Below are 12609 nucleotides of genomic sequence, written 5' to 3' on the forward strand. Positions count from 1 at the left end.
GGGACAAACGGCTAGGCTTCGATCGTTTCGGAGCCCAGGAACTGAAATCAATGTGGAGGAGTACTGAAATGAAGAAATACCTGACCATGGCCCCGCTGCTTGCCGGCGCTGCCTTGCTTGCCTCGGTGGGCGTGTCGTCCGCCGAAGGCAAATACACGATCGGCATCTCCAACACCGTGCAGGGCAATGGCTGGCGTGAGGAAATGATCTGCGCCATGAAGGCCCAGGCGCTCGCCTCCGGCGAAGTGGCGAAGCTCAACATCGCCCACCGCAACACCGACGCCGCCGGCCAGCTCGAGGACATCCGCAATCTGATCAGCGCCAAGGTAAACGCCATCGTCGTCAACCCGGCCGATCCGGCCGGCATCAAGGCCGGTCTGGAGGAAGCCACCAAGGCCGGTATCGTCGTCGTCGCTGTCGACCAGGCGGTGACCGAGCCGTCCGCATACATCATCTCCAACAACCAGGAACAGTATGCCTATCTCGGCGCCAAGTGGCTGTTCCAGCAGATGGGCGGCAAGGGCGAGGTGCTGTACATGCGCGGCGCCGCCGGTGCTTCCGCCGACAGCGACCGCGACAAGGGCTTCAAGAAGGCGCTGGCCGAATTCCCCGACGTGAAGGTCGCGCAGGAAGTCTTCACCGGCTGGCAGCAGGATCAGGCCAAGCAGCAGATCCTGTCCTTCCTCGCCACCGGAACGCCGATCAACGGCATTTGGACCTCCGGCATCGACAACGTCATCGTCGACGCTCTGGTCGAGCAGCAGGCGCCGATGGTGCCGGTTGTCGGCGCCGACAATGCCGGCTTCGTCGGCCAGTTGAACACGGTCAAGGGTCTGGTCGGCGCTGCCGTCACCAATCCCGGCTCGATCGGCGGCGCCGGCGTCACGCTCGCACTGCAGATCCTCGACGGCAAGAAGCCGGCGCAGCAAACCGTTCTGGTCGAGCCGCAGCTCTGGGAAAATGTCACGGAGGAAGGCAAGGCCAAGCTGAAGGCGGCCGCCGATCCGTCGCTCAGCCCCGAATGGCCGGTCTCGATCTCTATCCCGGACTGGACCACCTACACCAAGGAGCAGATCGTCGCCTGCAAGGGTCCGGGCGAATAGTCGCCTGAGCGACTTCAACTCCGCAGATTTCGCAAAAAGCATCCTACGGTTTTTGCGATAAGGAACTGCGGCAGATAAGGTCGCCGGGACGGCAGGTGCGAACCTGCCGTCCTTGGCGCTTGATGCGAGAACGCTGGTTTTGACGACGAACGAATTGCCGAACAATACATTGCTGGACGCCACCGGCGTGGCGAAGAATTACGGCGCGGTGTCGGCGCTGCGTGACGCATCGTTGTCGGTGCTGCCGGGCGAAGTCCATGCGCTGATGGGCGCCAACGGCGCCGGCAAGTCGACCCTTGTTAAGATCCTGACCGGTGCGATCCCGGCGGATGCCGGCCGCATCCTGATCCGCGGCGAAGCTCGCGATGTCCGCTCTCCGGCCGCCGCGCGTCGCGCCGGCCTGCTGCCGGTCTACCAGGAACCGGCGCTGATCCCTGACCTCGATGTGCTTTCCAATCTCAGGCTCACTGGCACGCCGGTCGAGCCGTTCCGCGCCTGGGTGCGCGAGCTCGGCATTCCGAACCTCGACATACGCGAGACCGCGCGCGACATTCCGCTGGCCGTCCTGCGTGTGCTCGACCTAGCGCGCGCGCTCGCCGCCGAGCCCGACGTTCTGCTGCTCGACGAGATGACGGCCGCGCTGCCCGCCAACCTTGCCGAAAAAGTGCTGGAAGTCGTGCGCCGCCAGGGCGACAGCGGCCGCTCGGTCATCTTCATCTCGCACCGTTTCGTCGAGATCTCGGCGCTGTGCGACCGAGCCACAGTGCTGCGCGACGGCGCAACCGTCGGCGTGGTCAACATCGAGCCCGGCGTCGAGGAAAAGATCGTCGAGATGATGCTTGGCGCCCGTATCGAGAAGACCAGCGTCGCCGCGGCGCGCACGGCAAGCGAAGCGCCGGTCGTGAAGGACAGCCACCCTCGGCTTTCGGTCCGCAACCTGCAGCTCGGCACGAAGCTGCATGACGTCTCTTTCGATCTCGCCAATGGCGAGGTGGCCGGCGTCGTCGCGCTCGAGGGCCAGGGCCAGGACGAGCTCTTCGCCGCCCTTGCCGGCTCGATCCGCCCGGCCGGCGGCACGATCGCCGTCGATGGCGCGCCGGTGAAGTTCTTCCATCCAAGCGATGCCATCCAGGCCGGCCTCGCCTACGTGCCGGGTGACCGCACAGAGGCTTTAGCCATGCAGCGTTCGGTGCGCGAGAACATCGCGCTGCCTTTCAGCGCTGCGCTGCGCAAATGGGGACCGATCAAGGTGCGCCGGGAGCATATGGTGGTTTCAAGCGCCATCGCCCGGCTGCAGATCGACACCCGCGCGCAGGGCGAGGTCCAGCGCCTTTCCGGCGGCAACCAGCAGAAGGTGACGATTGCCCGCTGGATCGCGGCAGATGCCCGCACCATCCTCTGCTTCGACCCGACGCGCGGCATCGATGTCGGCACCAAGCAGGAAATCTACAAATTGCTGCGCGAGCTCGCCGGCCTCGGCAAATCGGTCCTCTTCTACACATCCGAGCTGGAGGAAGTGCAGCGTGTCTGCGACCGCGTCATCGTCATCTTCGGCGGCCGTGTCGTCGACACCTTCCCGGTCGAGCTCGCCGACGAGCCGGCTCTGATGCGGGCCGCCTACGGCCTGCCGCGCGGCGCCAGGGCGGATGTCGGCATCCTTGCCGATGTCAGGCCAACGTCCGACGCGGAGACCGCGCCATGATGCGCTTCCTGCGCCGCCAGGGCTGGGTCGCCGGCCTGCTCGCCCTGCTCGTATTCCTGTTCGTCGTCACCAAGCTGATCCAGCCGGGCTACGGCAGCGGCGACTTCGGCTCGCTGGCGCGGGCGGTTCTCCCCTACGCCTTCGCCGTCGCGGCGCAGACTGTGGTGGTCATCGCCGGCGGCATCGACCTGTCGGTGGCCGCCATGATGGCGCTGACCAGCGTCACCGCCGCCTCGATGATGAACGGCGCCAGCGAGGAATATGCGTACTTCGTCGTGCCCTTCGTGCTGGCCATGGGCCTTGTGCTCGGCGCGCTAAACGGCCTCCTAATCGTCGTGACCCGAGTGCCGGATATCGTGGTTACTTTGGCCACGCTATTCGTCCTGCAAGGCGCGGCGCTCCTGGTGCTTGACGCGCCCGGCGGCGCAGCCGCCGAGTGGCTGAAGGCCACCGTCGTCGGCACCATGCCGATCCCCGGCCTGCCGGATTGGGCCGATGCCTGGGTCCCAAAGGCGCTGGTGCTGCTGCTTGTCTGCCTCTTCGTCATCTGGATCCCGCTCAGGCGCTCGCGGCTTGGCCTTTCCATCTACGCCATCGGCAGCAACGAGCTCGCCGCCTTCCGCAGCGGCGTGCCGGTGGCCCGCACCAGGATCGTCGCTTACGCGCTCTCCGGCCTGTTCGCAGCACTTGGCGGGCTGTCGCTCACCATCAGCACCGGCATCGGCGCGCCGATTCCCGGTCCCTATCTGCTGGCCAGCGTCGCGGCGGTGGTGCTGGGCGGCGTCGCGCTCGGTGGCGGCAAGGGAGGGCTGCTCGGGCCGATCATCGCCGTCTTCGTGCTCAGGCTGGTGCGCACCGACCTGACGCTTCTGGCCATCGATCCCAACGTCACGGCCATCATCGAGGGCGCGATCATGGTCGCCGTGGTGATGTTCGGCGCCTTCATCACCATCCGGGGCCGCCCGGCAGGAGCAACACCATGACGAACAGCGCGACCATGCCCCAGCCGGTCTCGCTCGGCCGCCGCCTGAAGCGCTTCATGGCGGATCGGCCGCTCATTCCCCTGATCATCCTGCTCGTCATACTGGTGCTGATCCTGCAGGTTCTTCGCCCCGGGATCGTCAATGAGCGCTGGATCGCCAACACCGCCAAGTTCGCCATTCCGCTGGCAATCCTCGCCGGTTGTCAGACCATGACGATGCTCACCGGCGGCATCGACCTCTCGGTCGGCACGGTGGCGACGATGAGCGCCTTCATCATGGCGACGCAAATCGTCAACCAGGATCCGACGGTGGCTTTCATCCTCGCCATGCTGCCGGCGGTGCTGATCGGCCTCGTCAACGGCGTCGGCGTCGGCGTCTTCCGCGTCCATCCGCTGATCATGACGCTCGGCACCAGCCTGATCGGCACCGGCTTCCTGCAGGTCTACCAGCGCACCGTGATCGCCTCCGGCGCCAAGATTCCGGATTTCCTCAACTGGCTCGGCACCGGTCTCACCTACGGCTTCCCCAACGCGCTCTTCCTGTTCGTGCCGGTGGCGGTGCTGATCGTCTTCACCTTGAACCGTACAGGCTTCGGCCGCCTGCTCTACGCCGTCGGCGACAATGAGCGCGCTGCACGGCTTTCGGGCGTCCGCTACTGGCAGGTGATCACGGCGCTCTATGTCATCTCCAGCCTGCTCGCCGGCATCACCGGCCTGCTCTATATCGGCCTGATCAAGGCGCCCTCGCTGTCGCTCGCCGAGCCGCTGGTGCTGCCTTCGGTGGCTGCCGCCGTCATCGGCGGCACCTCGATCTTCGGCGGCCGCGGCGGCTATATGGGAACCATTGTCGGCGCGCTGATCCTGACCGTGCTGACGACGCTGCTCACCATCCTGCATATGCCCGAAGGCGGCCGCCGCATCCTCTTCGGCTTCATCGTGCTGTTCGTGACCGCGGCCTATTTGAGGATCATCGAGGACAGGTAACAGGCGAAGCTATGCCGAGGCGTTGATTAGCTTGCCGCGCGCTGCGGCATGTATGGCCACAACAAGATCCTTTTCGTCGAACGGCTTGCCGACAAGCGCGACATCGAGGGGGCGCTCCACGATTTTCTCCGCATCCGCATAGCCGGTGATCATGACCGCCGGCCAGCCGGCACGCAGATTGCGGGCAAACCGGATCACGTCTATGCCCGAGATAAGGGGCATGGCAAAGTCGGTGACGATCACGTCGAATCGATCCGGCTCTCTCTCAATGGCGGCAAGCGCTTCGGCTCCGCCGGAGGCCCCTACGACCTCGAAGCCGGACTGCCTGAGCGACATGGCCGTCATTTCTCTCAAGGAGTGGCTGTCATCGATGAGCAGAACGGTCAGTGATCGTTCGCCAACCGCCGTGGCGCGCTCCGCGTCGGCAGCCTCGACAGCCTCTGCGCCGGCAGCAGCGATAGCCTCGGTGACATCCTGCGGCTGATTGGATCGGGGCAGCCACAGTTCTATGATGGTGCCGCGGTCCACCTCGCTCTCTATCCTGAGCGTGCCGCCCGACTGCTTGGCGAAACCATAGACGGTGCTGAGACCCAGCCCGGTGCCCTTCCCGATCGGCTTGGTTGTGAAAAACGGCTCGACCACCTTGCTTATCATGTCGCCGGCAATTCCGGTCCCGGTGTCCTCGACAGCGACCACCACATAGTCGCCGGCCGGCAGTTCGTCGCCCGCGTGGCCGACGCTGCGGTTGCTCGTCCGGACGAGAACCGTGCCTCCCGAAGGCATTGCGTCTCGCGCATTGAAGATGAGGTTCATCAAGGCGAGCTCGAGCTGCGCCGCATCCACATACACCGGCCATGTGCCGTCACTCACCAGCCACTTGAAGCGCACGAGGCCTCCAAGGACCGGGGCAACCAACCCGTTCATCGTATCCCCAAGGCTCGACAAGGGTACTGCCACGGGCTTCAGGTCCTGGCGTCGCGAAAAAGCGAGCATGCGCTGGACGAGATCCCTGCCTTGCCCGGCGGAGCGGCGTGTCATGTCGAGGATCTTGGTAGCGTTGCCGTCCAGCGTCAGCTGTCGCTCGAGCAGGCTTAGGCCGGAAAGGATCGCCGCGAGGAGATTGTTGAAGTCATGGGCGAGTCCGCCGGTCAGTTTGCCGATCGCATCGAGCCGCTGCGACTGCAGCAGCTGGCTCTCCAGGCGGCGTTGCTCTGTTATGTCTTGCATGGTGCCAAGCAACTCGAGCCCAGCGTCATCTTTGGAAACCACGCCCCGATCGAAGAAGATGCGATATTCATCATTGGCGCACCGCCAGCGAAATTCGCAGCCATAGGACCCCGTCTCGCATGCCGCCGAAAGCGACCTGGTTACCTCCTCGCGATCGTCGGGGTGAACCCGGCTGAGCCCGAAATCCGGATGCGACAGGAAACGGCTCGGCGGGAACCCTGTCAGCCGCTCGACGCCTTGCGAGACGTAGCTTGCGGCGAAAGGCGCCTCAGCCGAGCGGGCATGAAAACAGATCGGAAGCGAGGCAAGAATCGCCTCCTGCCTTGCTTCCGAATGGCGCAGCGCCCGTTCGGCATCGAGTTTGTCCGACTTGGCCTTCAGCGCCTGTTCGAGCAGCCGCTGCTCCCGCGCCGCGTTTCGCTCGATCTCGCGCGTCTTCTCATGAAGATCGACGAAGACCATAACCTTGGAGCGAAGCATCACCGGGTCGAACGGCTTGAACAGGTAGTCGACAGCGCCGACGTCATAGCCGCGCAGCATATGCGCCTCTTCCTTGCTGATCGCGGTAAGGAAGATGATCGGCGTGTTTTTCGATCGTTCACGCCGGCGGATCAGCGTAGCCGTCTCGTAGCCGTCGAGGTTCGGCATGAGCACGTCGAGCAGGATGACGGCGAAATCTTCCTTGAGCAGGAAGCGCAGCGCTTCCTCACCCGACTGGGCGCAGACGACCTCGCCGACTTCGCCAAGCACCTCCGCGATGGCAAGCAGATTGCGTTCGTCGTCATCGACCGCGAGAACGCGTGCCCGCAATCCTTCGACCGGTTCGCTTCTTTCTGCCTCGATCGCGGCCATTCCTTTTACCTGCCGGAGCGCTTTCAGATGGCGGTCATCAATGCCGGCGCGAAGGGCTCAGCCCGCGCTCGCGCGCGACCGATCCAAACCCGCAGCAACGCAAGCAGCAGATCGAGGTCGACCGGTTTGGCGATGTAGTCGGATGCGCCGGCGTCCAGGCATTTCTGACGGTCGCCTTTCATCGCCTTGGCGGTAACCGCGATCAATGGGATGTGGGCTATCGCCGGCATGGCCCGAATCCGACGCATGGTCTCGTAGCCGTCCATTTCCGGCATCATGATGTCGATCAGGGCGACATCGGCGTCGGGTGTTTCTTCGAGCAACGCGATGCCGTCCCGGCCCCGTTCGGCATGCTGCACATCAATGTCGTAAGTCTCCAGCACGCTGGTCAACGAGTAGATGTTGCGAATGTCGTCGTCGACGATCAGAACCTTGGCGCCGGCGAGATCGGCATTGTCGACCTGCTCGGTGGCCAAGATCTGTTCGCTCTGCGTGTCGCTTGGCAGTGCCGCCGAGATCAGGAGCCCGAGCTGGCCGAAGTTATCGGCACGTGGGACATCGCCCAGTGCCGGATGCAGCGCGACCTGCTGCAGAAACGCGTCCGGGTGCGGCGTGAAGAACAGCAGGCGCGGTAGAGCGTCGCTGAACTGAGACACGATTTCGTCGAGCATCTGGGCGTTGTCCTTGGCCGAACGCCCAAACCCGAAAACAATCGCGTCATAAGCGGCGGCGCCCGGCTCGTCCACGTTGGCGGCGACACGACCGACCGCGGTGACCGAGGTGATGCCATCTCGAATGGCTTCCACCAGGGCCAGGCGGCGCTCGGGGTCAGGATCGGCGATCAACACGTTGCGCTGCACCCTCAGGTTCCGCGAATGGATTTCCTCGAAAACGCGGGCGAGCTCGCCGGCCGAAACCGGCTTGCTCGAAACGCTTGCAGCGCCCCTGCGCGTCAGCACTTCGAGATCCTCGGCGCCGGAGATGACATGGATCGGAATGTTCCTGGTCTTCTGGTCATGCCGCAGAAGGTCGAAAAGCACCCAGCCGTCGATGTCTGAAAGGCCGAGATCGAGCGTGATCGCATCGGGCATCAGCTTGCGGGTCAGCGCCAGCGTGCCGGAGCCGGCCGTTGAAAGCACCCCCTTCAGTCCGGCGGATCGAGCAAGACCGAGCAGCAGCCCTCCGAAAGTCGGGTCGTCCTCGACAATAAGCACCACCCTGTCCGAGGGATTGATCGAGTCACGATCGTCCGCAAGTTCTGGGGTACCCGAGCTGTCTGCTGGCTGGACGCCCGCCGCGATGACGTCGGCAGGCGAAAGCTCGATCGGCGCCGCCAGGCTGCTGCTGCGCGGGCCGTCGAAGGGGATGACCAGGGTGAAGGTCGATCCCTTGCCTTGCTCGCTTTCGACGCGCAGCTCACCGCCGAGCAGCCGGGCGATTTCCCGGCTGATGGAAAGGCCGAGGCCAGTGCCGCCATATTTGCGGCTGGTCGTGCCGTCGGCCTGCTGAAACGCCTCGAAGATGAGCTTTTGCTTGTCTTCCGGAATGCCGATCCCGGTATCGGTAACGGCGATCGCCAGTGCCCGGGGCGGCGCCGCACCGTTTTTGCGGCCGGTTCTCTCGGCATGGATGTTCAGCATCACCTCGCCGTTGGACGTGAATTTGAAGGCGTTGGACAGCAGATTGAGCACGATCTGCTGCAGCCGCTTTTCGTCCGTGCGGATCGTGTCAGGCAGGGCTTGCTCGATCTTGATGGTGAAGCCGAGCCCCTTGTCAGCCGCAAGCTGTCTGAAAGTCCGCTCCATATGCTGGCGCAGGTGTGCGAGCGGCATGTCGTTGATTTCGATCGACACCGTGCCGGACTCGATCTTGGAAAGATCCAGTATGTCGTTGATGAGGCTGAGCAGGTCGGTACCTGCCGAGTTGATAGTACGCGCGAAATCGATCTGCTTGTCGTTCAGATTCCCCTGCTGGTTGGTCGCAAGCAGATTGGACAGGATCAACAGCGAATTCAGCGGCGTCCTCAGCTCGTGACTCATGTTCGCCAGGAATTCGGATTTGTATTTGGAGGTCAGCGCCAGTTGCTCGGCCTTCTCCTCCAGAGCCCGCCTGGCCATCTCGATCTCGAGGTTCTTGTTTTCCACCTGCTTCTTTTCATTCTCGAGCAGTTGCGCCTTTTCCTGCAGCTCCTCATTAGTGGCGTGAAGCTCTTCCTGCTTCTTGGTGAGCTCGGTCTGACGCGACTGCAGTTCGGACGTCAAAAGCTGCGATTGCTTGAGAAGCCCTTCCGTGCGCATGGTCGCGGCGATCGTGTTGAGCACGATGCCGACCGATTCCATGAGCTGCTCCAGGAAAAGGCGGTGCGTATCGCTGAACCGGCTGAACGAAGCGAGTTCGATAACCGCCTTGACCTCGTCCTCGAACAATGCCGGCAGGACGATGGCGCTCGCCGGCGGGGCCTCGCCCAGGCCGGAGGTGATGCGCAGGAAGCTCGATGGGACGTCATCGAGCATGATTGCCCGTTTGTCGGCGGCGCACTGCCCGATCAGGCCTTCGCGGAAGTCGACCCGTTGGCGGACGGTGGCCTTGCCTTCGGCGGCGTAGGACGCGGCTAGTTCCAGATAGGATTCTTCCTCGTCGCGATTGGTGACGTAGAACAGGCCGTATTGCGCGTTCACCAGTGGCGCGAGCTCGGAAATGATCATCCGCGAAACCGTGGCAAGGTCCCGCTCGCCCTGCAGCATGCGCGAGAAACGGGCGAGATTGGTCTTCAGCCAATCCTGCTCGGCATTCTTCAAGGTCTGGTCCTTGAGGTTGCGGATCATCTCGTTGATGTTGTCCTTCAGCGCCGCGACCTCGCCGGAGGCCTGCACGCTGATCGAGCGGGTGAGGTCGCCCTTGGTCACCGCGGTCGACACTTCGGCGATGGCCCGGACCTGGGTCGTCAGGTTCGCCGCCAGCTGATTGACGTTGTCGGTCAGGTCGCGCCACAGGCCGGCGGCGCCCGGCACCCTGGCCTGGCCGCCGAGCTTGCCCTCGATGCCGACCTCGCGAGCCACGTTGGTCACCTGATCCGCGAAGGTCGCCAGCGTCTCGATCATGCCGTTGATCGTGTCCGCCAGCGAAGCGATCTCACCCTTGGCATCGACCGCAAGCTTGCGCTTCAGGTTGCCCTGGGCAACGGCGGTGACGACGTCTGCAATGCCGCGCCACCTGGTTGGTCAGATTGGTCGCCATCAGATTGACGTTGTCGGTCAAGTCCTTCCAGGTGCCGGCCACACCCTCCACCCGAGCCTGACCGCCGAGCTTGCCTTCGGTGCCGACTTCGCGCGCCACGCGCGTCACCTCGCCGGCGAACGAGTTGAGCTGGTCGACCATGGTGTTGATGGTCGACTTCAGCTCCAGGATCTCGCCTTTGACATCGACGGTGATCTTCTTGGACAGGTCGCCTCGCGCCACCGCTGTGGTAACTTCTGCGATGTTGCGAACCTGACCGGTGAGGTTCTCGGCCATCGAGTTGACGTTGTCGGTCAGGTCCTTCCAGGTGCCGGCGACGCCGCGCACCTGTGCCTGACCGCCGAGCTTGCCTTCGGTGCCGACCTCGCGCGCCACGCGCGTCACTTCCGAGGCAAAGGAGTTCAATTGGTCCACCATCGTGTTGATGGTGTCCTTGAGCTCCAGGATTTCACCGCGCACATCGACCGTGATCTTTTTCGACAGATCGCCGAGTGCGACGGCGGTCGTCACCTCCGCAATGTTGCGCACTTGGCCCGTGAGATTGGCGGCCATGGCGTTGACGTTGTCGGTGAGGTCCTTCCAGGTGCCGGCAACACCGCGCACCTGCGCCTGTCCCCCGAGCTTGCCGTCGGAACCCACTTCGCGGGCGACGCGCGTCACCTCCGAGGCGAAGGAGTTCAACTGATCCACCATCGTATTGATGACGTCCTTGATCTGCAGGATTTCGCCCAAGGCGTCGACGGTGATCTTCTGGGTCAGGTCGCCGGTGGCGATTGCGGTCGCGACCTTGGAGACGTCGCGCAACTGCACGGTCAAATTGCCGGCCATCGCGTTGACATTGTCGGTCAGATCCTTCCAGGTGCCGCCGACGCCCTCGACATGCGCCTGACCTCCCAATTTGCCTTCCGAGCCCACTTCGCGCGCCACGCGGGTGACCTCCGACGCGAAGGAATTGAGCTGGTCCACCATGGTGTTGACGGTGTTCTTCAGTTCGAGGATTTCGCCCTTCACATCGACGGTGATCTTTTTCGAAAGGTCGCCCCTGGCAACGGCCGTGGTAACATCGGCGATATTGCGCACCTGCCCGGTCAGATTGGCGGCCATCAGGTTGACGTTGTCCGTCAGGTCCTTCCATGTGCCGCCGACTCCGCGGACTTCAGCTTGGCCGCCCAGCTTTCCCTCGGTGCCGACCTCGCGTGCCACGCGGGTGACTTCCGAGGCGAAGGAGTTCAGCTGGTCCACCATCGTGTTGATGGTGTTCTTCAGCTCCAGGATCTCGCCCTTCACATCGACGGTGATCTTCTTCGAGAGGTCACCCAGTGCCACCGCGGTAGTCACTTCGGCGATGTTGCGCACCTGACCGGTAAGATTCGCCGCCATGGAATTGACGTTGTCGGTCAGGTCCTTCCAGGTGCCGGCGACACCGCGCACCTGTGCTTGGCCGCCGAGCTTGCCTTCCGTGCCGACCTCGCGCGCCACGCGCGTCACCTCGCCGGCAAATGAGTTGAGCTGATCGACCATGGTGTTGATGGTCGATTTCAGTTCCAGAATTTCGCCTTTCACGTCGACGGTAATCTTCTTGGAGAGGTCGCCCAAAGCCACCGCCGTCGTCACATCGGCGATGTTGCGGACTTGGCCGGTCAGGTTGGCGGCCATCAGGTTGACGCTGTCGGTGAGGTCTTTCCAAGTACCGCCAACGCCCTCGACACGGGCTTGGCCTCCGAGTTTGCCCTCGGTGCCGACCTCACGCGCGACGCGGGTCACCTCCGAGGCGAAGGAGTTGAGCTGGTCCACCATCGTGTTGATGGTGTTCTTCAGTTCGAGGATCTCACCCTTCACGTCGACGGTGATCTTCTTCGACAAGTCGCCAGACGCGACAGCCGTGGTCACCTCCGCAATGTTGCGCACCTGGCTGGTCAGATTGGTCGCCATCGCGTTGACATTGTCGGTCAGGTCCTTCCACGTGCCCGCCGCCCCCCTGACGCGTGCCTGACCGCCCAGCTTGCCTTCGGTGCCGACCTCGCGCGCCACACGCGTCACCTCCGACGTGAAGGAGGCGAGCTGCTCAACCATGGTGTTGACGATTTTACCGATGCGCAGGAATTCGCCGCGAAGCGGCCTGCCGTCAATTTCCACCATCATGGATTGGGACAGATCGCCCTTGGCGACCGCGCCGATGACGCGGGCAACTTCCGCGGTGGGCTGCACCATGTCCTCGATCAGGTCGTTGACCGAACGGACGCTCGATTCCCAGCTGCCTTTGGCGTTCCTCACATGGCCGCGTTCGCCGATGCGGCCGTCCTTGCCGACGACCCTGCTCAGCCGCGCAAATTCTCGCGCCATCTGATCGTTCAACTCGACGATCTGATTGAATGTGTCGGCGATCTCGCCGTTCAACCCTTCATAAGAATTCTCGATGCGGACGGAGAAGTCACCGTTTCGAAAGGCTTTGAGGGCGTTGAGAATCTGACGGGAATCGAATTGTTCCTTTGACGAACGAGAAACGCCCACACTCCCCTCCG

General features: G+C 63.6%; 5 protein-coding genes and 1 pseudogene. 4 read left to right on the plus strand and 2 right to left on the minus strand.

What is annotated here, in order from left to right; translation table 11 throughout:
* Positions 1 to 68 precede the first annotated feature (68 nt).
* From A9K71_RS29045 to A9K71_RS29060, 4 genes are all read left to right on the plus strand, one after another.
* Positions 69 to 1103 carry an ABC transporter substrate-binding protein gene (locus A9K71_RS29045; protein ID WP_067003942.1) on the plus strand — a complete coding sequence of 345 codons (1035 nt, stop codon included), beginning with the start codon at positions 69 to 71 and terminating at the stop codon, positions 1101 to 1103.
* Positions 1104 to 1257: 154 nt separating this feature from the next.
* Positions 1258 to 2805 (plus strand): sugar ABC transporter ATP-binding protein, encoded by a 1548-nt coding sequence (locus tag A9K71_RS29050; protein WP_067004198.1) that lies wholly within the window; start codon positions 1258 to 1260, stop codon positions 2803 to 2805.
* Positions 2802 to 3788 carry an ABC transporter permease gene (locus A9K71_RS29055; protein WP_067003944.1) on the plus strand — a complete coding sequence of 329 codons (987 nt, stop codon included), beginning with the start codon at positions 2802 to 2804 and terminating at the stop codon, positions 3786 to 3788. The genes A9K71_RS29050 and A9K71_RS29055 overlap by 4 nt, the downstream gene beginning before the upstream one ends.
* Positions 3785 to 4771, plus strand: coding sequence for an ABC transporter permease (locus A9K71_RS29060; RefSeq protein ID WP_067003946.1), 987 nt, complete (start codon positions 3785 to 3787; stop codon positions 4769 to 4771). Before A9K71_RS29055 ends, A9K71_RS29060 begins: the two co-directional genes overlap by 4 nt.
* A gap of 9 nt (positions 4772 to 4780) precedes the next feature.
* Here A9K71_RS29060 and A9K71_RS29065 read toward each other — a convergent pair whose 3' ends face one another.
* Together A9K71_RS29065 and A9K71_RS29070 are read right to left on the minus strand one after the other, a co-directional pair.
* Positions 4781 to 6850 carry a response regulator gene (locus tag A9K71_RS29065; RefSeq protein WP_067003948.1) on the minus strand — a complete coding sequence of 690 codons (2070 nt, stop codon included), beginning with the start codon at positions 6848 to 6850 and terminating at the stop codon, positions 4781 to 4783.
* A gap of 23 nt (positions 6851 to 6873) precedes the next feature.
* A pseudogene (locus tag A9K71_RS29070) lies at positions 6874 to 12598 on the minus strand (HAMP domain-containing protein).
* Between the last annotated feature and the right edge of the window lie 11 nt (positions 12599 to 12609).

The sequence above is a fragment of the Mesorhizobium sp. WSM3873 genome, assembly GCF_001672445.1.
GTDB lineage: Bacteria > Pseudomonadota > Alphaproteobacteria > Rhizobiales > Rhizobiaceae > Mesorhizobium.